Source organism: Brevibacillus sp. FSL L8-0520 (assembly GCF_037963895.1).
Classification (GTDB): domain Bacteria; phylum Bacillota; class Bacilli; order Brevibacillales; family Brevibacillaceae; genus Brevibacillus; species Brevibacillus borstelensis.
Genome location: NZ_CP150171.1, coordinates 4542833 through 4564337, shown reverse-complemented (window position 1 = coordinate 4564337; position 21505 = coordinate 4542833). Strand labels below are relative to the sequence as shown.

18 protein-coding genes are annotated in these 21505 nt (G+C 46.8%); 14 read left to right on the top strand and 4 right to left on the bottom strand.

Annotated features, from left to right (window positions below):
* Nucleotides 1-62: 62 nt before the first annotated feature.
* Nucleotides 63-362, bottom strand: coding sequence for a hypothetical protein (locus NSQ24_RS22400; RefSeq protein WP_243014151.1), 300 nt, complete (start codon nt 360-362; stop codon nt 63-65).
* 152 nt (nt 363-514) lie between these two features.
* Here NSQ24_RS22400 and NSQ24_RS22395 point away from each other — a divergent pair, with 152 nt between their 5' ends.
* Nucleotides 515-1525, top strand: coding sequence for an LLM class flavin-dependent oxidoreductase (locus NSQ24_RS22395; protein ID WP_031931685.1), 1011 nt, complete (start codon nt 515-517; stop codon nt 1523-1525).
* Nucleotides 1526-1727: 202 nt separating this feature from the next.
* Here NSQ24_RS22395 and NSQ24_RS22390 read toward each other — a convergent pair whose 3' ends face one another.
* Nucleotides 1728-3371 carry a formate--tetrahydrofolate ligase gene (locus tag NSQ24_RS22390; RefSeq protein WP_313897906.1) on the bottom strand — a complete coding sequence of 548 codons (1644 nt, stop codon included), beginning with the start codon at nt 3369-3371 and terminating at the stop codon, nt 1728-1730.
* Nucleotides 3372-3551: 180 nt separating this feature from the next.
* Here NSQ24_RS22390 and NSQ24_RS22385 point away from each other — a divergent pair, with 180 nt between their 5' ends.
* Both NSQ24_RS22385 and NSQ24_RS22380 read left to right on the top strand, forming a co-directional pair.
* On the top strand, nt 3552-3959 hold the full coding sequence (locus NSQ24_RS22385) for a ClpX C4-type zinc finger protein (protein WP_039070154.1): 408 nt from the start codon (nt 3552-3554) through the stop codon (nt 3957-3959).
* A gap of 156 nt (nt 3960-4115) precedes the next feature.
* Entirely contained in the window at nt 4116-5870 is a 1755-nt protein-coding gene (locus tag NSQ24_RS22380) for a methyl-accepting chemotaxis protein (protein WP_243014152.1), read from the top strand.
* Nucleotides 5871-6055: 185 nt separating this feature from the next.
* Here the strand turns inward: NSQ24_RS22380 and NSQ24_RS22375 are convergent, their stop codons facing one another.
* Nucleotides 6056-7288 carry an FAD-dependent oxidoreductase gene (locus tag NSQ24_RS22375; protein WP_122959083.1) on the bottom strand — a complete coding sequence of 411 codons (1233 nt, stop codon included), beginning with the start codon at nt 7286-7288 and terminating at the stop codon, nt 6056-6058.
* Between the two features lie 242 nt (nt 7289-7530).
* Here NSQ24_RS22375 and NSQ24_RS22370 point away from each other — a divergent pair, with 242 nt between their 5' ends.
* The 8 genes from NSQ24_RS22370 to NSQ24_RS22335 all read left to right on the top strand — a co-directional run bounded on the left by NSQ24_RS22370 (nt 7531) and on the right by NSQ24_RS22335 (nt 15597).
* Nucleotides 7531-8469, top strand: a complete 939-nt coding sequence (locus NSQ24_RS22370) for a DUF2167 domain-containing protein (protein ID WP_024985256.1) — start codon at nt 7531-7533, stop codon at nt 8467-8469.
* 658 nt (nt 8470-9127) lie between these two features.
* Nucleotides 9128-9322, top strand: a complete 195-nt coding sequence (locus tag NSQ24_RS22365) for a hypothetical protein (RefSeq protein WP_141334298.1) — start codon at nt 9128-9130, stop codon at nt 9320-9322.
* Nucleotides 9323-9967: 645 nt separating this feature from the next.
* Nucleotides 9968-10834 (top strand): McbB family protein, encoded by an 867-nt coding sequence (locus NSQ24_RS22360; RefSeq protein WP_170208418.1) that lies wholly within the window; start codon nt 9968-9970, stop codon nt 10832-10834.
* Complete coding sequence (locus NSQ24_RS22355) at nt 10827-11660, top strand: nitroreductase family protein (protein WP_171505805.1); 834 nt, start codon at nt 10827-10829, stop codon at nt 11658-11660. Before NSQ24_RS22360 ends, NSQ24_RS22355 begins: the two co-directional genes overlap by 8 nt.
* Nucleotides 11650-12735, top strand: coding sequence for a YcaO-like family protein (locus NSQ24_RS22350; RefSeq protein ID WP_327955515.1), 1086 nt, complete (start codon nt 11650-11652; stop codon nt 12733-12735). Before NSQ24_RS22355 ends, NSQ24_RS22350 begins: the two co-directional genes overlap by 11 nt.
* A gap of 12 nt (nt 12736-12747) precedes the next feature.
* Nucleotides 12748-13860: a YcaO-like family protein gene (locus NSQ24_RS22345; RefSeq protein ID WP_024985469.1), complete on the top strand. Its 1113-nt coding sequence runs from the start codon at nt 12748-12750 to the stop codon at nt 13858-13860.
* A gap of 215 nt (nt 13861-14075) precedes the next feature.
* On the top strand, nt 14076-14834 hold the full coding sequence (locus NSQ24_RS22340; protein ID WP_081787884.1) for an ABC transporter permease: 759 nt from the start codon (nt 14076-14078) through the stop codon (nt 14832-14834).
* A 49-nt stretch (nt 14835-14883) separates the two neighbouring features.
* Nucleotides 14884-15597, top strand: coding sequence for an AAA family ATPase (locus NSQ24_RS22335; RefSeq protein WP_035980189.1), 714 nt, complete (start codon nt 14884-14886; stop codon nt 15595-15597).
* 253 nt (nt 15598-15850) lie between these two features.
* On the opposite strand, the gene NSQ24_RS22330 is transcribed toward NSQ24_RS22335, so the two are convergent.
* Entirely contained in the window at nt 15851-17404 is a 1554-nt protein-coding gene (locus tag NSQ24_RS22330; RefSeq protein ID WP_003390030.1) for a VWA domain-containing protein, read from the bottom strand.
* 195 nt (nt 17405-17599) lie between these two features.
* Here NSQ24_RS22330 and NSQ24_RS22325 point away from each other — a divergent pair, with 195 nt between their 5' ends.
* From NSQ24_RS22325 to NSQ24_RS22315, 3 genes are all read left to right on the top strand, one after another.
* Complete coding sequence (locus tag NSQ24_RS22325; protein WP_003390029.1) at nt 17600-18664, top strand: MoxR family ATPase; 1065 nt, start codon at nt 17600-17602, stop codon at nt 18662-18664.
* Nucleotide 18665: 1 nt separating this feature from the next.
* Nucleotides 18666-20474, top strand: a complete 1809-nt coding sequence (locus tag NSQ24_RS22320; protein WP_031931682.1) for a VWA-like domain-containing protein — start codon at nt 18666-18668, stop codon at nt 20472-20474.
* Between the two features lie 343 nt (nt 20475-20817).
* Complete coding sequence (locus NSQ24_RS22315; RefSeq protein ID WP_039070149.1) at nt 20818-21468, top strand: TetR/AcrR family transcriptional regulator; 651 nt, start codon at nt 20818-20820, stop codon at nt 21466-21468.
* Nucleotides 21469-21505: the final 37 nt, after the last annotated feature.

Here is a 21505-nt window from a genome sequence, read left to right as displayed (position 1 = left end):
CTCCCGTTGTCTGGGAGGCTCTGCCTATCTTCAAACAGTATGTTCGCGCACTGGCCGAGTTTTTATTTTTGGCGTTTCTCGATTTCTTCGTTTACGACAAAAGCGAGGTCGTCGTTGCCAAAAAGCGAGAGAACACCCAGCAGGGGCGCATCCGGGATTTCTTCGGATTCTTCTTTTGGGACGGTGATTTCTGTCATTTGACGCAGCAGCGGATTTTCTGCCTGCCCGGGATATGCGCGGCGGTAAAGCTCATGGGCATCCAGACCGTGATTGACACACCACTGGGCAAAAACCAGAATCATCATGCCCTCGTCACGCTGGTAATTTTCAATGATTTGCTCTTCTACTTTCTTTGAATTCATCGGAAGTCTCCTTTGGTACAGGCAGTTTGTTCACACTGACAACTGTTTCATGCGGATGAACGGATACGTGTTTTTATTGTAGAAAAAGAGTGCGGGATTCTGCAAGGGTGTATACTTGTACATAATAAGGAAGCAAAAAAGGAGGGGGACCAGTGATACGATTAAGCGCTTTGGATCAATCGCCAATCGCGGAAGGCAGCACGGCTGTGGAGGCGTTGGCGCAAACGACACGGCTGGCACAGGAGCTGGATAAACTGGGCTATCATCGACTCTGGGTATCGGAGCACCACTTCAGCAACAGTCTCGCCGGTTCCAGCCCGGAGGTTTTGATCGCCCACCTGGCTGCACATACAAAGCGCCTGCGGGTAGGCTCGGGCGGGGTGATGCTCCCGCACTACAGCGCCTACAAGGTCGCGGAAAACTTTCGCGTGTTGGAAGGGCTGCATCCGAATCGGATCGATCTGGGGGTAGGGAGAGCGCCGGGGGGCATGCCGCTCGCTACAAGAGCGCTGCAGGAAGGAAAGGCTCCGGGGTTGGACCAGTATCCCGATCTGCTGGACGATTTGATCGGCTATTTGCACGACGCGCTCGATCCTCGCCATCCGTTTGCAGGGCTTCGCGCTACGCCTTACATAGAGACGGCGCCAGAAGTGTGGCTGCTCGGCTCGAGCAGTGAGAGCGCCCGGCTGGCAGCGGAGAGAGGGGCTTCTTTTGCGTTTGCCCACTTTATCAACGGGGAGGGAGGCGAAGCAGCGATGAGCTGGTATCGCCGCCGCTTCCGTCCGTCTCTGTTGGGGGATGCCCCGCAGTCGATAGTCGCGGTCTTTGTGATCTGTGCCGACACGGCTGAGGAGGCGTCAGAGGTGGCATCGAGCCTTGATTTGACCCTGCTGCTGCTGGAAAAAGGCGGAGCGGCCCAAGGAGTTCCTTCCGTCGAAACCGCCAGACAGTATCCGTACACGGAGTTTGACCGGCAGCGAATCCTGGCCAATCGCAGCAGGATGATCGTCGGAAATCCCGCACAGGTAAAGGCAAGAATCCTGGAGATGAGCAAAGCCTACGAAACAACGGAATTCATGATCGTGACCATCACTCATGATTTTGAGGCCAAGCTAAGGTCCTACAGACTGCTGGCAGAGGCGTTTTCGGGGCAGGAAAACTAGCTCGTCCTCTCGGCGGCTGCAGGTGCATCGTTCATAGGCTTCGTATTCTGCTTGTTTAGCCCTATTCAAGATGAAAAAGAGGTGCAGGGAGCCAGTTCCCCCGCACCTTTTTTATGCTTCCCGAGCCATTGGTGATGCCGCCGTTTCCGGAGCAGCGGCTGCGGTTTTGCCTTGTCTTTCACATGGTTCTGGCGGCTTTGCATTAAGCCAATCCGATGATCTGCCCGCCTTCGCCGATGGCAACAGATTCCGCCGCCGGCACTTTGGGCAATCCCGGCATGGTGACGAGACTGCCGGTCAACACGACGAGGAAGCCGGCACCTGCAGATATTCTGATCTCACTTACATGTATCGTGAAATCGGAAGGAGCGCCCAACTGCTCAGGCTGATCGGAGAACGAGTAGGGCGTTTTTGCCATGCATACCGGGAAGTGCGTAAGCCCCATCTCTTCCGCCTTGCGCAGCGTCTGTGCAGCCGCTTTGGAGAAAATCACTCCGGAGCCGCGGTACAGCTTCTTCACGATGGTCTCGATCTTTTCGCGAATCGGCAGCTGGTCATCGTACAAATAGTCAAATGAAGAAGGCGAATCCGCTGCTGCCACTACCTTCGCAGCGAGGTCCAGTCCGCCGTCGCTGCCCTTTGCCCACACCTGGGAGAGCGCCACTTCTGCGCCAAGCTCCTCACACATGGAAATGACCAGATTGTGCTCCGCTTCCGTGTCTGTGGCGAAGCTGTTGAGCGCGACGACAACAGGAATGCCAAACGACCGCAAATTCTCGATGTGCCGCCGGACGTTGGCAAAGCCGGCACGGAGGGCGTCCAGATTTTCCTCGTGCAACTGGGCTACAGGGATGCCGCCGTTGTATTTAAGCGCCCGAGCTGTGATGACGAGGACGGCGGCGGAAGGGGTGAGGCCCGCTTTCCGGCATTTGATATCGAAAAATTTCTCCGCGCCCAGATCGGCTCCAAACCCGGCTTCCGTCACGACGAAATCAGCCAGCTTCAAAGCCAGGCGGGTGCCGATGACGCTGCTGCAGCCGTGGGCGATGTTGGCAAACGGACCGCCGTGCACGATCACCGGTGTGCCTTCCGTCGTCTGGACGAGATTGGGCTTGAGCGCATCCTTCAGAAGCACGCACATGGCGTCTACCGCCTTGATGTCCGCTGGCGTAACCGGCTTGTCATCGAGATCGTAGCCGATAATGATCTTGCCGAGCCGTTCGCGCAGATCGTCCATATTTTCGCTCAGGCAGAGGATGGCCATGATCTCCGAGGCGGTCGTAATCATAAAGCCGTCTTCTCTTGTTTGCCCGTTTCCGTCCCCGAGTCCGATCACGATGCTGCGCAGGGAACGGTCGTTCATATCCATGGCCCGTTTCCAGACGATCTTTTTCGGATTCAGTCTTAGTTTATTTCCGTGGTAAATATGATTGTCTATCATTGCAGCGAGCAGGTTGTGGGCAGATGTGATCGCATGAATGTCCCCAGTAAAATGCAGGTTGATTTCATCCGCGGGCAATATTTGCGCGTTTCCGCTGCCCGTAGCTCCGCCTTTCATCCCCAGGCAGGGGCCAAGCGACGGTTCGCGCAGCGCTGCAATCGTTCTTTTCCCGAGCTTGTTGAGGGCTTGGGAAAGTCCGATGGTGGTCAGTGTCTTTCCGGCGCCTGCCGGGTTGGGGTTCATCGCGGTTACCAGAATCAGTTTGCCGTCAGGACGATCCTTTACCTTTTCCCAAATATCCGGGGACAGCTTTGCTTTGTACTTTCCATAAAACTCCAGGTCCTCTTCCGTAATGTCTACGAGCTTAGCAATGTCGGCGATAGGTTTCATGGACGATGCCTCCATACAGCTTATTTACGAACATGATCTAATTCAACAAAGCGGGGCGAATGTCCTTGGAAAAATGTCAAAGAATGGGGAATGGACCGGTTGATTGTGTCAATTTGTAAACCGGGAAGGAATCATTTTCCTGGCGGAGAAATACGCGTATACAAATGTATACAGTAATGAAGAAAGGAGAAACAGATGGATCGGGATTTCCGTAAAAAAACATTTCGCGGCGCCAAAATCGAGGACATCATCCAAGAGCTTGAGCGGCTGATCCAGCTTTGCGAACAAAACAGGGACAAAAGCGACAGTCTGGACAGGCAGCGTTTTTACGAGGGCATGGCGATTGCCTACACGACGGTATCGCTAAAGCTCAAAGGCGAATTTGACTACATCGAGGCGGAGGCAGTCGAACAGCTTTGCCATGCCGCGGAGAAAACGGGAGCAAACAGCTCGACCGTGGCGAATTACACCGATAGCTGTTCCTTTTGCGGAAAAAGCAAAAGCGATGTCGGCGAGCTGGCCCTGGGGCCGGGCGTCTCGATTTGCCGGGATTGCTTGCAATTCGGCGTTGCGGTGATTGATTCACAGTCGCCGAAGGGATGAAAGGTGTCTAGAAGTCGCATATTTCCGGGAATTTCGTCATTGGTTCAATTGATGGATTATTCCGCCTTTTTTCTCCGCCCATTTTTCTGTTTATGACTGGGGAAAACAGGGAATAGGTACCCGTGTAATACAGGACTTGGAAGGGAGAGAGAGGAAATGGCAGTAGAAAAAGAGAAGCGGTCCATGTCTTTGCGCAGCCGCTTATTGATCATCTGTTTGTTGTTGCTGGGAATTCCCAGCCTGCTGATCGGTTTGGTCGGCTACGAACGTTCCAAGGTGGAGCTGGATCATGCGGGGATGGACCGGCTCAAGGGAAACGTCCAAATGGTACTAGGAATGATTGCCCTGCTGCAAAAAGAGGTGGATGCGGGCCATTTGAAGCTCGAAGACGCGCAAAACAGGCTGCGTGATGAAATCCTGGGCCCAAAAGGGAGCGATAATAAGCGACCGCTCGTACAGAAATATACGATGGGAGAAACGGGCTACGCTTGGGCTATCCTTCCAGAGGGCATCAGCATCATGAATCCTGCCAACGAAGGAACGGATATCAATGATTCGGTTTCAGCGGATGGAGTCAATTTGGTGCAAGCCTTCGTGGAAAAGGGAACAAACGGTGGCGGATTTGTCACCTACCAATGGCGAGTCGCAACAACAGATTCCATTGATACCAAAATTGCTTATGTCGAGCAGGACCCCCATTGGGGCTGGATCGTCGGGGTTGGCGCTTACCAGTCTGAATTCTACAAGGGAGCCAATCAGGTACTTTACTATATCCTGGTGATTTTGGGCATCTCCCTCGTTTTGGGTACGCTGATCATCATATTCGTTGCCAAACGGATCACGGGTCCGATTATAAACATAGCAGAGCACGCCAGACGGGTTTCCCAGGGAGATTTGACGGTTGATCAGGTGCAGGTCATCAGAAAAGACGAGATTGGGCAGCTGGCCCAAGACTTTAACAAGATGACCAGCCACCTGCAGGAGGTCATCCGGGAAGTGCGGGGCAGCACGCTGTCTGTAGCATCTACCGCGGAGCAGCTGTCAGCTTCGGCTGAACAGAGCACGCAGGCCGGCGAGCAGGTAGCCGTTGCCATTCAGGAGGTAGCCGCTGGCTCGCAAAAGCAGGCCGATCAGCTTGACAGCGCCAGCCGCGTAGTCGATGAAATGGCCGGTGAAGTGAAGCGGATCACAGATGCAGCGATATCTGTCACCCACACATCCCAGCAGGCATCGGAGAGATCGCTTGAAGGGAACAAGGCGATCCAGACCGCGATTAATCAGATGAATTCTATCAATCACACGGTAGAGGAGCTTTCCGAAGTGGTCGAAGGTCTGGGGCAACGTTCCACGCAGATCGGCAATATTATCGAGGTGATTACAGGTATTGCCGAACAGACCAATTTGCTGGCTCTGAATGCTGCGATCGAGGCCGCTCGTGCTGGCGAACATGGCCGCGGCTTTGCCGTTGTTGCCGACGAAGTGCGGAAGCTGGCTGAACAGTCTTCCGGATCAGCACAGCAAATCGCTGATTTGATCGCAGCTATTCAGGCAGAAACAGCGAAGGCCATTACATCGATGGAGTCGGCCACCCAAGAGGTACGGGAAGGAATCCAGTTGGTGCATGGCGCAGGGGAATCCTTTGGCCACATTCAAGGCTCGGTAGGCGAGGTAGCACAGCAGATCGACAGTGTAGCTTCTTCTGCTGAAAAGCTGAAGGCCGGAATGGACGGGGTCATGGACGTAATCCGCCAGATTGCCCATATCGCCAATGAAACCGCCTCCGGTTCGCAAAATGTCTCCGCCGCCACCGAAGAGCAGCTTGCGGCCATGGAGGAAATCGCTTCGTCGGCAGAAGCTCTTTCCAAGATGATGGAGGAGTTAAACGACTTGGTGCAAAGATTTAAAGTGTAGGTAAAGATATTTTGGAGTAACGAAAACAGAAGGCATACAAGAGAGGTCGTCTCGTTGATGAGACGACTTCTTTTTTGTCTATCTGTACAGGGAGCAGATGGAGAATGGGATCTCCAACTTCTGAAGTCTATGATTCCGGGGCTGTTGCATCCCAAAGCAATCTGCTGAAGTTTGCTGGCAGCCAATCAGATGACAGGCTGCTCATGAACACCAGGACGCTGCTGACGGTATAATCCCAGATCAGGATGAGAGCCGCTTATGATCACATCCCGCAATATTTTGGCCAGCAGCATGCTGTAGACAATCCCGCTGTCCCCATAGGCGAACAAAAAGTACCAGCCCGGGTAATCATCGTACATGCCGATCATCGGAAGGCCGTCACGCGACCCTCCGTAAAATGCGGCAAGCTGGTAGGCGGGCTGTACGTTCAGGCCTGGAAAGAGCTCGTTGAACTTTTGGATCAGCTTCTCTCTTTTCTGGGGCAGCATCGAGTCTCGCTTGTTTGCGGAGGCGGTCTTTTCATCCAGACCGCCGATGATGATGCGGTTATCCTTCGTCGTTCGCATGTACATGTAAGGGCGGGCAGTCTCCCAGATCAACGTGCGGTCGGACCACATGGACAAGTCGTCGACGGGGTTTGAAATCACGGCGTAGGAGCTGATGACCGAGGCATTCTGTTCGCGTTTGAATGCAAGACTCTCGCAGCCGGCGGCAACGATCACTGTGCGGGCCCGGATTTGGCAGCTCCCGTCAGTCAGGATGAAGGCAGTCCCGTCTTTATTCAGCTTCTTGCCCGTAATCTTGGTGTTCTCATAGATGCGGACCCCTCTGGCATGGGCGGTTTCCAGCAGACCCAGCGTAAACGCATACGGATTCATCTCGGCGTCGCCGTAGATGTAGAGGGCAGCATGCTTGGAGAATGGATAGCGCTGCCTGATTTGCTTTTCCGTCAAAAGATCAAGGGAAAAGCCGTTTCTCGTGAGGAGGGCGAAGTCTTTTTCAAGCTTCGCGACATCCTTTTTCGCACTCGCGTAGTACAAGCTGTCCCGACGCTCGAATTCTGTGTCCCGCCCGATATCCCTGATAGCTGCTTCCATGTCATCGATAGCTTCCCGGCACAGCTTCAAATGGCGGATGGCGGCGGTTTCCCCGAAGCTGTCTGCCAGCTCGTGGGCCATTTTATCTCCGGCATATTGCAATACTGCCGTATTGGTACAAGTGCTGCCAAGCCCGGCCTTGCCCTTTTCCACGATCACGACGTCCTGCCCCAGCTCACTTAGGTAGTAGCCGCATTGGGCCCCTGAAATCCCCGCGCCGATAATCAGCACGTCACAGGAAAGATCAGAATCCAGAGCGGGATAGGAGGGGGGATCAGGAAGCCTGTTTGGCCAGTAAAAGGTTCCGGTATGTAGATCCATGGCGGTATCGCTCCCGATTTGCGCATTTTTTGATAGCGTAGCCTTTTTGGGTCTTGTCCATTCCGGCATCCCTCCTTTTGTTAGGGGACTGGTAGGAAATGCATGGTAAATAGGGACTAGAAAATCCAAGCTCGTTTTTCTTTTTGGGAGAATTGTATGATTTTCCCTGTTTAAAACTGTATGGTACGATGTGGAGGTTCGTTTTTACAAAACCAAGGGCTAGAGAGAGAAAGGACTAGAAAATGAAGAAAAAAACCATCCTGTCTTGTTTACTGAGCGTTGCCATGACGTTTGGGGTCGTCGCTGCAGCGAGTGCTGAGCCAGAGCTGAACTGGATCGAAGGAGGAAAATCCGTCGAGGTCGGATCAGGTCTTGGTACTTTGGATCTGGGCAAGGATTTTGTCTTTTTGAGTGGTGAGGACACAATCAAGCTGCAAAAGCAGATCGGCAATATTCCCACCGAAAATGAAATCGGAAGCATTTTTCCTCAGAATGAAAATGAGCAATGGATCGTCGTCATGGAGTACGAAGAGGTAGGGCATATCAAGGACGAGGAAAAGAACAACATTGACGCCGATGCCATTTTGGAAAGCTACAAGGAAGGAACGGAAGCGGCGAACAAGGAAAGAAAGCCGGAAGACCAGCTACACGTCATCGGCTGGGATGTAAAGCCGTTCTACGATGAGAAAACCCACACGCTGGAATGGTCCATGCTTGGCGAGGATTACCAGAAGACTCCTTTGATCAACTACAACGTTCAGGTTCTGACCCGCCAAGGCTTTGTTTCTTTTCTGCTGATTTCCGATCCGAACAATTTGCAACGCGATAAAAAGAAGCTGCATGATGAAATCATTCCTACTTTTAAACTGAAAGAAGGCAATCGTTACGAAGATTTCAATGAAGCGACAGACAAAGTGGCAGAGTACGGCCTGACTGGGCTTGTCCTCGGCGGTTTGGGCGTCGCGATTGCAAAGAAAGTGGGGATTCTCGCGGGTCTGCTGCTCTTTTTGAAAAAGGGCTGGGTCCTGATCGTAGTTGCGATCGGCGGACTGTGGAGATTCCTGACTGGCAAAAAGAAAAAGCAGGCCGCTGCTCAGGCAGAACAACAGGCAGCGATGGAGCAACAGCCTCCAGGCGACAACAACCAAAATCCTCCTGCCAGCCAAAACCCGCCGGTATAAGGAGAATACCGGTAGAAGGAAAATAAAAAGAAATCACCGGCGGTAAAAGCAAGTGGCCCCAAAAGTTATTTGAAATCATGTAAGGTTTGAGTCGATAATTTACTGGACTCAGACCTTCTAATTTTGTCTTGATTCGTATGTTGTTATTTGCTATGAAGCGCAATGCCTTTATTAAGATTCCATGCTCCTCCCTATGGTCACGAATAGGCTTCTGAAAGTTGCTCAGTCCTTATCATCAGGACTTAAATAACCTACAGATTTCCATAGATAACCTCTAAACCATCTCACTTAAAATTGGCTGCTCTAGCGTTGCAACGTGTTCATGCTAGGCTACCCGGTCCACTGAAACACCTTCCTGGATAAGTTGATTCGTTTGTATTTTAAATTCCTTATCATATCTTGTTAAGTATTTTGGTGTGCTCTCTGTTCTCAGTGTTCAATATTTAATCTAGCATCAGATCCAAAAATAACACATAGGCTCTAAAAGTAGTAACGACTAAAATTGGAAATGCAAAAATACTCTCGAGATTATTGGCAAAAATATCAGAATATTGGCATAACAATTTGATTTTCTTTACAAAATTTCACAATTACCTTATATTAGAAACAGATGGAATTTATGTCCATCATTAATTTTTTTGGGGGGGTATATAAAAGTATGGAAAAAGAGATTGTTCGAGGTGCCAGCAAAGAAATTATCGGTGATGGGGGTGGATTAGGAGTTTCAAAGTTTGGTATTGGTTCGAATTTCAACACTATTCAATCTTTAACTGACAAATCAAAAGGCGGCGGTCGACTTTGTGCCTCATCTTCATCATCAAGCAGCGGTGCTGCTACTATAGCTAAAAAATAAAATGCTGTTATATCTTTGGAGTAGGGCTTAGTAAATTCGGCCAAATTCAAAATGAAGGTTGGTGCAAAGATATTTACTTGCTGTTTTGAATTTGGCTAAGAATTTTTAAACATAAATGTCACCTTCGGGATAAACTGATTCACCCTCACCTGGATTAAAGTGATCAATCCGTACATATACTTCGAAAACCGGCAGTTTATTGAGGATTTGCGAAGAGCATACACGGTAAACGGGCTAGATAATTACCAAACGACTTCGGAATAAAGTTTGACCTAGATTCCTGTTTACTAACGAAATTGGTTAGTTTACCGTTTGGAAGTTTTGAGGCCGATCTCTTTTCAGGTAGTAAGTGTAAGACATGTGGAAAGGTTCCTATTGACAAGCAGTACCGAATCCTTACTAATTGGGACAACTGATGGATAATCTAATGATTGATAGAGTTATTTTGTAGCGATACTATAACTACTCTCTTATCGTTTCAACATTAAGAGAAACTGTTAAACAATATCGTGAAAGAAATGCTGAGCCTCAACCGTCTAACAAACAGAAAAAATTGCAGTTTGGGTCATTTAAAACCGGCTATGGTATATCAAAATAGGTCAGCGTTGATATAAATACGGAATGAAGGCAAAGGTGAATGTAAATATGATTTCAAACTATCGAATCAATAAATTTTTGTGCCATTATTTACCAAATGGAGAACTGGTTGTTCAAACTATAAATGGAATAATGAAGATTCACAATAGGGAACTAATAGATTTAATATTGCTATGGGACAAAACTGACATGAAAGAAATTTCAGAATCGTTTTTAGAAGAGTGTTTCAAAGATGACAAAATGCAAGCTATTGAATTTCTTGAAACAAATGGGTTAATAAGTGCTGTAAAAGAAAAAAAGATTAAGATCGATTTAATTACAGTTATGAGTAATGATTCTTTTATAGATGAAATTTTGTTAAAAACACTATCGGAAGATTTCAAAGACAAATTATCAATTAAGTCAATTGAAATAAATGACTTACAACAAATTGGGAAAAATGAACTATCGCTGGTTTTTCTTAATCCTTATAACAAAAACTTAGGTAAGATGATAAGGGATAGGCATTTAAAAGCAGATAATTCCTATCTTTTGATGAGCTATATTTATAATAATAAATTTTATATGGATTCACTTTACAATCGAAATTGGTGTAATCCTTGCCATTGCTGTCATATTGGTCACATTGAATCACATATGAGGATTGGAAGCGCAGAAAATTTAACTTATCAACAAGTTGTTGATATTCTTTATTCTTTGGATCAAAACATAGAAATCGGCGTTCCATTAACTAATGCTCAACGGATTATTATTGCCGCATGTTTAGTCAAGCGCATTCAATTATTAATAAATGATTTCACCTACTCTAAAATTCATCATGAAGACATTAATAAGGCTACGATAATGAAGTTGGACGATTTGAAAAAGTATGAAGATACTTCAATTCATTGGGAGCTGTGTGATTGTTATGAATAGAAGGAATGAGAAGCAGGAATTATTAGTGCAAAAAAGAAGGAAAGATGATTTTTCGAATCACTTGCAAGCAGAGGTTCTTAATAACCGGTTACTAAACGAAGTTATAAAAATGCATCAAGAAACCTGTTGGATATCAGAGATTATGTTCGAATATGATAAGAATTTGCTTGAATGGATGGGCTTGGTCGAATTTACTGACATTATTCCAGATTATTATGAGAAATCCTTCCAATTCAGTGTTGAACCGGATTTTGTCGAACGCAGTAGAAGTTGCAGAACATTTGTGAATGATTGGAGTATAGAGATGGATGACTTTGGGGAAATTCTACGTGATTCATTCGGAAGATTTTCTAACACTTTATCCAAAAACTATCCTTCTGCAGGAGGATTGTACCCAATATTACCACTCGTATACATTTTTAATAAAAATGTACTAAAAGGCGTTGATATTAAGGGGTGTTATTTATTTAATTCTACACAATTTGAGTTGATTTTACTTAAGGAATATAGCGAGCAAAGTATTGAAGAAGTAAAAAAACAAATTAATCCAACTGACAGTTTTTTATTTTCGAATATAGCAATTGGTTACGCTATTGATTTAAAACGGGCTATAACTAAATATCGAAAACGCGGCTATAGATATGCACTAATAGAAGTAGGAGCAATGTGCCAAAGTTTTAGGGAGTCAATTAGTAAATTTAATAACTTAGGTGACTTCTGCTTTGCTGGTTTTAATGATAATGCTTTAACATATTTATCTGGTTTAAATCCCAGATTAGCACCAGTGGCATTAATCCAGTGGTTTGGTGAAAAAAATGATGTTTGAGGTATCTAAAAGAAATTTTGGTTATAAAGAATCAATTTTCATTAATAAAACGATCTATTTATCGACATCAAGGATCGGAACATTCAAAAGTGAAGATGGTGGACTAGGGCCGGTTGACTGTGGCTCAATTTCTCGAGATAAAAAAAAGTCAATTATGAAAGGTTTTTCTGAATCCTTAGAACGCCGAGCATTAGTAATTGGAGCCAATGGAGCTGATGAAGATGATATGATTAGATCATTTGATCTAATAAGTGGGAGTGTATCCTATATATCAAAATACTATACTAGACTGAATAACAAAGCTCCTTTTATTTCCGATACTTCTGGAACGGCAACTTACACAAACAGTAATGTGGCTATGTTAAATGCAATAAAAGAACTTTTGGAAAAAAATTCCACTTTTCTTTTTTGGTATGGTAAACAAGGAAGAAAACTTGATTTAACTCGTTATAGTTCAATATACTTTGACCTTTTTCGGAAAGAAGGATACCAAGTACGAGCTTATGTTGAAGAAACATTCAGTCCATTAAAAGTTGCGTTTATTATTGTGATAAATCCAAATCATATTACTCCTTTTAAATTTATGGCAGGAGTAGGTTCAAGTGTTGTTCTTACTACTGCGATTCATAAAGCTATGTCAGAAGCATATTTACTCAAAGAAGTTTACGATGACGCTTTTTTTAGGTTCCAAACAGAAGAACTAGATTCCAATTCCTATTCTGGCATCGTTTTAAATTCTCAAATGAACCCTGAATGTCTAGAGTATATTGAAATTTTAGATGGTCTAGACACTTATGAGGAACAAAGGAAGGATAACGAATTTTCAACATTAGATGCTGAAGGGGAAATAGACCTTATTGTTCAAAACCTACCATTTTGGGTAAAAGAACTACATACAGTTGTTTTAAATCAAATTGTAAATAGAAATTTAATAGTTATTAAAGCCATTTCCCCTAATCTTTACAATCACGCTGCACTTAAGAAGTATATCAATATTGATAGCGATGTCAATCGGTTTACAGTCAATCTAGATCAAGAGTCTTTAAAAAGTATTCCAATGTGTCCAATACTATAAAAGGAGATACCTATGCATTACTTAATTAATAATCTAATTAGTGGACATCCTTTTGTTGCAAATAAAATCTGGATAAAGAAAGGGATTTTTCAAAGCGGATATTCTAATTGCTATGTGGATTGTGCATTACATAAAGCAGCATATGGGAATTCGGTTAAGAATAATAGCAAAAAAGCAATAGCAGCTGCTATTGGCGAACATCTTGAAAGATTAGCTCTTTTTAACCCATTAATTAAAAATAATCAAGGAATAAAATATTATGTGGAAGCTTTTAATTTAGTGACAGGGGAGACAATTAACATACCACTTGAGGATGTCATTTTAGAGTATGGATTGCCTATCTTTAATGATAGAGATATGAGTAACGCGTTTAGTGATACTTGTGGAGTAGCATCACACACTTCAAGCGATTTTGCACTTGAAGCAGCTTTTCTTGAATTTATTGAAAGACAATCACTGATCCATACATGGTTAACCAAAAAAGCAGGGAAATTAATTCCGCTAAATTTGTTAAACAATATTGATCTTAAAAAGATAATAAATATGAGTAGAACATACAAGGGTATCCAAGAATTTTATCTGGTTGACATTTCGATAACAGACGAAATTAAGGTGGTACTAGCTTTAGGTTTTGGAAAAGAAAGTTTCAGTATTGGCGCAGGAGCACATTGGAACATTATGAATGCAATTGAAAGAGCTATGAATGAGTATTTCCAATTTATGACTGGCTTTTGGGGGAATAACGATGAGAGTGAAAGCAGCGATGGTGATTTATATTATGAATATTGTAACACTTTAAGCCCAGAGGCTTTTAAACAAGAGTACAAATTTGTCATCGATACAAAAACGCAATATAATCCATATCAATTCCACAAAAATACTAGTCAAGAACGAATAAATTTAAGTAACAAAATCCGAAAAGTGGTAGAAGATCTTGATATTTCAGTTTATGCAACATTTATACCTGAAAGAATGGATTTTAATACAAAAATAGTAAAAGTTTTTTCAAGTGATTGTTATCCACATATGAATACAGCATTACTCAATCCAATGGATTATAAATTCTCTAGTAAATTTAATCAATCAATTTTTAAAAACTTGTATAGGTTAATTCCGTTCCCCTAAGCTTTATAGGATTTTGAGGAATTGGAAAAAATTTATATTCCGCCAGCAAACGACCATATTCCTTCTTTTTGATAATAGAAAGCCTTGACTTTGGCACTTAATGATCTTTTTCAAAGAGAATCCCTTTTGAATAAGCCCATTTCCTTATCCTCTCAGATGTATCTATATTTAATCCACATAAAAAATTTTCTCAATTAAAGAAAGGGAAGTAATAAATGCTAAAAAAATCATATGAGTTTTTTATAGTATTTTTAAAATCAATGATCGATGAAAAGATTGCATTAGCTTGGTCAATTATTTTGCCACTTTTATTGTTTTTTACCATAAATTATAGTTGGTTCCACACTAAGCCTGACGTATCAAAAGCTGTATTTTACTTTGCTAGTTTTTGGGCATTCACAATAGTATTGATACTTTTTAATGGAGTTGGATTAACTTTAACCAATTTTAGAGAACTAGGTATTTTGAAAAGTTTTGTATTTCTTTGTGGTTCAAAAACACCTGTTATTTTTGGATTAGTTTTTAGTCAAATTATTTTTGGTATATTTTGCCTAGCTCTATTTACTGTTACTATCTCTCTCGTCTTTACCTATCCTATCTTGATTTTGTTCCTGACTGCAGCATGCACATATTTAGTAGTTTTAATTCCTTTATTTATGTTATCCTTATCTGTTGCCAGCTTATCCGTACGAGCGTCATCCGCTTATACACTTGTTAATATATTGATTTTTCCTGCAACGTATTTAGCAGTGTATCGTGGTGAATCTTCAAATTTTTTTATAAATACACTATATAATTTAAACCCAGTTGAATATGTTTTTAATTTTTCAGTATTTATTTATTCAATTTTGACTAATAATCTGCATTCCATCAGTAACCAATTATATTTACTTTTCATATCACTGGTCTATATTGCGATTGGAACTATAGCATGGTCGAGAATTAAGATTACGTCAACTATAAGAAGAACATAAATAATCCATTACTCAACATAATCGCCGAGAAAAGAGTGGGTGAATAATTATGATCGAATTAAAAAATATTTCATTCTCATATCCAAAGAATGCCAAAAAGGCAATCAGTAATCTAGAAATGATTATAGAAGAGAATAAAGTCAATGTAGTAATTGGACTAAATGGGGCAGGGAAAACGACCCTTTTTGATATATTAACAGGAGTTTTAACAATCCAGGAAGGCAGCATCATAAACATTCCAAATCAAAGGGATATTGTTTATCAAACTCAAAGCTTATATTTTTCACCGATACTAAAAGGAAAGGATATTACTAGACTTATTCTTAATATATCAGACAAAAATTTTAATAATAATTTTGAGACTTGTTTATCGCTTGCGGATGATAGAGAAAAGGAATTACTAGGTGAACTTTGGAATCGGAAGTTTGGTCAGATGTCTGTCGGGGAAAGAAGATGGTTGCTCGTAACATTATTCGCAGAAATAGATAAAAGCTTCTATATATTTGACGAACCTACAAGTGGAGTTGATCCTACGGCTAGGCTAAAAATATACAATAAAATCGAAGAAATAGCAAAAAAAGATAGGCATACGGTGTTAATTTCAACTCATCAATTACAGGAGCTAGAATTTATTGAATGTAAAATTTTTGTATTACATTTAGGTAATATTAAGTTTGCTGGTACTTACCAAGATTTACTTACAAAATACAATACATCCAATCCTGATAGGGCATTTCAGTACTGCATTGAAAGTAATACGTAACCTAAGAACTTTCTCATTATGCAACATTAAATTCTATTAATTTCTGTGTGGTAAAACACGGAGCAATGAAATATCCGTTTATGAAAAAACTGAGGGGTATTTTTTATAAAGAACCCTTCAGTATTTAAGCCTCGATTCCACCAAAAGCTATTTTCCTCCGTATTTCGGCAAACAAATTATACTGGCCGTGTTTTCAAAATTGAGTAGGAGAGGTTAATTACCCCCCTCCTACTCAATTTTGGTTTTTGCAAACTCAGCTTCCCCGCAGGGCCAGTGCATCCTTGACCAGGCGGACAAATTCCAACTGCTGCTCGCCCGTTGCCGTTTTTTCCGCCAAATCGGCTACCTTCTTCAGCGAGCTACCTTCTGCCCATTCGCTGCCTCGCAACATTTCCGCGAATTCCGCTACAGAGGCGAGGAATTGGACTTCTCTTTGCAGCGTTTTTCCAATTGCCATCGGCTCGGCCACTTCTTTTGCCTGCGATGTCTTCTCGTCTTTATACCTTACCCGGACTGTGCCCAGCTTTTCGGCTTCCGGGCGCTTTCGCTTGATCTCGTAAAGGGCTGTCACGGTATGGCCGGCTCCGATTTCCCCGCCGTCGACGCGGTCATTGCGGAAATCCTCATCCGCCACATCCCGGTTTTCATAGCCGAGCAGCCGATACGTTTCTACAGCCTTTGGATCGAATTCGACTTGAATCTTTGCGTCGTGGGCGATGGTCTGGAGCGTCCCGGTCAAAGCTTCGGTGAAGACGCGCCGCGCCTCGGAGAACGTGTCGATGTACGAGTACGTTCCGTCCCCCTTGTCGGCCAGCTGCTCCATCAGCACATCGTTGTAGTTGCCCATGCCAAAGCCGAACGTGCTGAGCGTAATGCCCTCGCCAGCGTATCGTTCAATCGTGGAGAGAATGCCTTCCGCGGTGGTTTCCCCCACATTGGCGACACCGTCCGAGCAGAGAATGACCCGGTTGATCGCATCAGGAGAAAAGGCTTGTGCAGCCATTTCGTAGCCGAGGCGCAGCCCTTCTTCGGCATTGGTAGAGCCTTCGGGCAAGAGGTAGTCGAGCGACTCGATAATTGCCGCCTTGTTCTGGGCAGATGTCGGATCGAGCAGCTTTCTGCCTTTGGAGCCGTAGACGACGATGCCTACCTTGTCTTTTTCCTCCAGTTGGTCAACCAGGACGCGGAGGCTTTTTTTGACCAGCTCCAGACGGTTTTCCTGGTTCATGGACCCGGAAATGTCGATCACGAAGACGAGGTTGGCCGGCTTCCGGTTTGTAACGGCGATTTCCTTGCCTTTTATCCCGATGCGGAGCAGGTCGTAGCCCGGACGAAAAGGCGAGGGACCTCCGTCTGTATGGATCGCGAATGCATCCTTGGCGGGCGGCTCGTAGGAGAGAGGAAAGTAATTGATAAACTCTTCCACGCGGACAGCATCCGCAGGAGGCAATGAGCCTCGCGTGATGTAATTGCGCATGACCGAGTAAGAACCTGTATCTACATCGGCGGCAAAGGTGGACAAATGATCTTCAGCCGCATCGACAGCAGGGTTGGTGCCGTAGTTCTTGAAATGCATGCCGTTGTAAGACCCTGCCGGCGCCGGGGCTGACCTTTTGGCAACAGTCCTGTCCATAGCACTGCTAGGCGCCGCGTACTGCGCTTGATTTTGTACGGCATGCTCTGCCTTGCTCTCGACACTGCGGCCAGCCTTCTCGCTTGGAGCAACTGCCTGTTTTTCCCCTGAGCTGCACCCTGCTGCCGTTAGGGTGACCAATGCCAAAGCGCTTGCCACTATCTGTTTTTTCATCTCTGTATACCCCCTTTTCTGATTCGACGTGGAAAAAAAAGGAATGTTACAACGGTCTGAAGATTTTGGTTGCTTCGCCTTCCTGATCTGGATTAGAATGGGAAATATTTAGTGGCGTGACGGGTGCCCATAGTCAAAAAGGCAGAAAAGCGAGGATGATACTTAAAAAACTGATGAGAAAAGAAAGGAACAAGAATGAATCTGGGAATTCACGTAACACAAACAAAACTGTTGGATGTTTTGCTGCATGTCGCGGTTGCGCGGCCTGTTTTTATCTGGGGAGCGCCGGGAATTGGAAAATCGTCGCTGGTGCAATCCTTTGCCCGGCAGGTCGGACTTCCATGCGTGTCCTTGCTCGGCAGCCAGCTCGCCCCGGAGGATATTATCGGGGTTCCGCAAATCGTAGAGGGCAAGAGCCGTTTTTGCCCTCCCGGGATGATCGCGCGGGAAGAGCCGTACTGCCTGTTTTTGGACGAATTGAACGCCTGCTCGCAGGAGGTCCAAAAATCCTTCTACAGTCTGATCCATGAACGGAGAGTCGGCGATTATCATCTCCCGGAGGGCTCAATCGTCATCGGAGCGGGAAACCGGGCCCAGGACAGTGCTATTGTCAAGCCGATGTCCTCCGCCCTGATCAATCGCATGTTTCATGTCCAGCTCAATGTGTCGTACCAGGAGTGGATGAGCTGGGCGTATGAGAACGGCATTCATCCGTATGTACTGCAATTTTTGGAGGTGCGCCCCGACTACCTCTGGTCGCAGCCGCCGAAAACGGAGGAGCCTTTTTCCACACCGCGCTCCTGGCATATGCTCTCGGACATTTTGTACGAATACGGCGAAGCGATCGATAATGAAACGGTCGGAATTTTGGCGCGGGGCTGCTTGACGCCCCAGCATGCGGCGCAGTTTCAGGCTTTCCATAAAAACATCCAGGGAAAGTATCAGTTGAACCGGATACTGGAAGGAGAGGCTACTTTCCCGAGTGCCCCGGAGGATCGGGATATTCTCTATTTCCTCGCCGACTCGTTCCGGGCGCAGATCAGAAAAGAGCTGCCTGCCGACAAGTCGCAGGTAACGGACCAGCACAAGCGTTTTGCCCACCGGGCCAAGGCGCTGCTCAAGGAGCTGAGCATGATTTCGCTGGAGATGGCGCAGATGGTCGTGGCCAAGCACGAAGAGGGAAATGCGCTTCCGTCGTGGTTTGTGGTGGAAGTGGTTCGCGATTTGCCCCGGTTGGCTGCGGAAAGAAGGGACGGCTGAGATGGCGAAACGAAGCAAGACGGAGCTGGACCCCGCCCTTGCCGCTTATCTGGAAGCGGTCAGCTATCTCGAGCGTCATCCGATGTTTTCCCCGCTCATGGGCCGTGTCTCGCTGGTGAGGGACAAACGGAGCAAGTGCCCGGAAAACGGGTGGGCAGTCGTGGGCAAAAACGGAGTGATCCACGTCCACCCTACGAGAAGACTGGACGTTCAGGAGTGGGTCTACGTGCTGGCTCATAATCTGCTGCACCTCGGGTTTGGCCATTTTGTCGAGAAAGAAAGGCCGGCTCTGTGGAATATCGCCTGTGATGTCTACATCGCTTCCTTTCTATCCAGCATGAAGCTCGGAAAGCCGCCGATGGCATGGGCGGGCGAGCTGGAGCACTCCGTCAGGAGCGAGGAGGAGCTGTACAGGCGTTTTTGCGACGAAGGCGTCCCCGAGCGGTTTGCCGGATGGGGAACCGGAGGGGATAGACAGCCTGACATGCTTTTGTCCGGCAAGCTGGAGGGGAGCGGCTGCTTTCGCGATGTCAACTGGGAAGCGCTGTTTGGCACAGGCCTGTCCAATGCTGTGCATTCGGCCGTCAGCGTGGCGGGAGGATACGTCCAGGCGTTGGATGACCGGACTGCCACGCTGTCCCCGGCCCAGGAGGCAAGGCAGTGGTTTATCAATCACTTCCCGCTCCTTGCTTCGCTGGCAAGCCATTTTACGATGATCGAAGATGCGCAGCTGTGTCAGCGGCTGCAAATATCCGTCGCCGCCATTGATGTGGTCGCAGGTGAAATCTACATGAATCCGGCGGCGGGGCTCGACCGGGAAGAGGCGATTTTTGTCATGGGCCACGAGCTTCTCCACGCGGGACTGCGGCACCATGAGCGCTGCATGGGGCGTGACCCGTACTACTGGAATGTCAGCTGCGACTACGTGATCAACCAATGGCTGGTCGAAATGAACGTGGGGCAACTGCCGCAGGTCGGCGTTTTGCTGGACCCGGAGCTGCGCGGGATGTCGGCCGAAGCCATTTACGACCGCATCGTCTCCGACCTGCGGACCTACCGCAAGCTGTTTACGCTGCGCGGGATCGGCATGGGGGATATCCTGGACAAGGGAGACCCCCGCTTTTGGGACGCCAATCACGGGACGACGCTGGATGACTTTTACCGCAGCGCTTTGATGCAGGGGCTCGTCTATCATCAGGAAAAGGGACGCGGCCTTCTTCCGGCAGGGCTGGTCGAGGAAATTCGCGCTTTGGGACAGCCGCCGATCCCTTGGGATGTTCAACTGGCGCGCTGGTTTGACGAGCACTTTCCCCTTTTGGAAAAGAGCAGGACATACGCGCGTGTCAGCAGACGGCAGATGTCTACGCCGAATATTCCGCGTCCGGCATGGAGCTGCAGGGAATCCGACCAGGCCGGCCGTACGTTTGGTGTCGTCCTGGATACGTCAGGCTCGATGGACGCCAAGCTGCTGGGCAAAGCGTTGGGAGCAATCGCCAGCTACAGCCAGTCGCGTGATGTCCCGTTTGCCCGCGTCGTTTTCTGCGATGCCGCCGCCTACGATGCCGGGTATCTCTCCCCCGACGATATAGCGGAACGGGTCCGGGTAAAGGGCAGGGGCGGGACGGTCCTGCAGCCGGGAATTGATCTTTTGCAAAATGCCCACGACTTTCCCCCGGACGGCCCTATTCTCGTCATCACCGACGGCGAGTGTGACCGCATCCGTGTCGCACGGAGCCACGCTTTCATTTTGCCAAAAGGGAAAAGCCTTCCGTTTGTGCCCAGAGGACCCGTGTTTCGCATGGAATCGTGATACGGAGAAAGCCGCTTTGAGAAAGCAGAGTTTCCGGCCTGGAGCAGGGTTTCCGGCGCCGAGCAGGATCGCCGTCGATGCTGCCGATTGTAAAGCAAGTAATAACCGGAAGAAGAAAAAGACCAGTTCGCCTGTGCAGGGCGGTCTGGTCTTTTCTCGTGCAATGTTTCGGAGCGGGGAGTTGCAGGGATTTGAACTTGTGCCCCCCTTTGTCAACAACGCGGCCTTTCGCTGAAACAAACTACTGAATAGAATCTCGCAGTTCGGCTATTGACAGAAACCTGACAATAGGTTTATATTTTGACTGACAAAAAAGTCAATCAAAAAAGGCGGTGAACAAACCGTGCCTCGGACGAAAGAGCAAAACGAAGAAATCCGTGCCCGGCGCAAAGAAGCGATCATGAGGGGCGCACTCAGTGTTTACGTTGAAAAAGGATACGCAGCCGCCGATATTGGCGATGTCGCGGAACGAGCGGGCGTTGCCAGAGGACTTGTCTATTACTACTACAAAGACAAGCTGTCGTTGTTCCGCGATCTTTTTTTGCACATGTTCGATTTGTCCAACAATCACATCCGCACCCACTTCGGCCAGGAGGGGTCCGCGGTCGAGCTGTGCCAACAATTTGCCAATACCATGTTCAACAACCTGTTTGAACAATCCGACCACGTGCTGTTTTTTTTCCGGATGCGCCACGACTTGCGCGAGCTGTTTGGCAAAGAGGAAATAAAAGGATTGCTCTGGAGAGACACCAAATTGCAAGTGATGGTTGAGAAGCTGAAGATGGGAATGGATGCGGGAGAAGTGCGCCGCATGTCTCCGGAACTGCTCACGGACCAGTTCTGGGGGGCGATGATGCATGGCATGGCGCATTTGCGGCAGAGAAACGATGAACTGTTGAAGCAAGGCCATAGCCTGGAGGAAGTCAAAGAGCTGCTGGAGACGGAAATCCGCGATGCGGCGTTGTCCTGCGCGTTGATGCTTCGCCCTGTCTAAGCTTTGCAGCCGAGTTCAATGAGGTCCGGAGGGTGGT

What these genes read in the sequence shown, in the direction of transcription:
- NSQ24_RS22340 (WP_081787884.1), top strand. Translation starts at nt 14,076, where the DNA reads ATGCTAAAAAAATCATATGAGTTTTTTATAGTATTTTTAAAATCAATG.
- NSQ24_RS22360 (WP_170208418.1), top strand. Translation starts at nt 9,968, where the DNA reads ATGATTTCAAACTATCGAATCAATAAATTTTTGTGCCATTATTTACCA.
- NSQ24_RS22400 (WP_243014151.1), bottom strand. Translation starts at nt 362, where the DNA reads ATGAATTCAAAGAAAGTAGAAGAGCAAATCATTGAAAATTACCAGCGT.
- NSQ24_RS22365 (WP_141334298.1), top strand. Translation starts at nt 9,128, where the DNA reads ATGGAAAAAGAGATTGTTCGAGGTGCCAGCAAAGAAATTATCGGTGAT.
- NSQ24_RS22325 (WP_003390029.1), top strand. Translation starts at nt 17,600, where the DNA reads ATGAATCTGGGAATTCACGTAACACAAACAAAACTGTTGGATGTTTTG.
- NSQ24_RS22335 (WP_035980189.1), top strand. Translation starts at nt 14,884, where the DNA reads ATGATCGAATTAAAAAATATTTCATTCTCATATCCAAAGAATGCCAAA.
- NSQ24_RS22370 (WP_024985256.1), top strand. Translation starts at nt 7,531, where the DNA reads ATGAAGAAAAAAACCATCCTGTCTTGTTTACTGAGCGTTGCCATGACG.
- NSQ24_RS22380 (WP_243014152.1), top strand. Translation starts at nt 4,116, where the DNA reads ATGGCAGTAGAAAAAGAGAAGCGGTCCATGTCTTTGCGCAGCCGCTTA.
- NSQ24_RS22355 (WP_171505805.1), top strand. Translation starts at nt 10,827, where the DNA reads ATGAATAGAAGGAATGAGAAGCAGGAATTATTAGTGCAAAAAAGAAGG.
- NSQ24_RS22345 (WP_024985469.1), top strand. Translation starts at nt 12,748, where the DNA reads ATGCATTACTTAATTAATAATCTAATTAGTGGACATCCTTTTGTTGCA.
- NSQ24_RS22350 (WP_327955515.1), top strand. Translation starts at nt 11,650, where the DNA reads ATGATGTTTGAGGTATCTAAAAGAAATTTTGGTTATAAAGAATCAATT.
- NSQ24_RS22320 (WP_031931682.1), top strand. Translation starts at nt 18,666, where the DNA reads ATGGCGAAACGAAGCAAGACGGAGCTGGACCCCGCCCTTGCCGCTTAT.
- NSQ24_RS22330 (WP_003390030.1), bottom strand. Translation starts at nt 17,404, where the DNA reads ATGAAAAAACAGATAGTGGCAAGCGCTTTGGCATTGGTCACCCTAACG.
- NSQ24_RS22385 (WP_039070154.1), top strand. Translation starts at nt 3,552, where the DNA reads ATGGATCGGGATTTCCGTAAAAAAACATTTCGCGGCGCCAAAATCGAG.
- NSQ24_RS22375 (WP_122959083.1), bottom strand. Translation starts at nt 7,288, where the DNA reads ATGGATCTACATACCGGAACCTTTTACTGGCCAAACAGGCTTCCTGAT.
- NSQ24_RS22390 (WP_313897906.1), bottom strand. Translation starts at nt 3,371, where the DNA reads ATGGAGGCATCGTCCATGAAACCTATCGCCGACATTGCTAAGCTCGTA.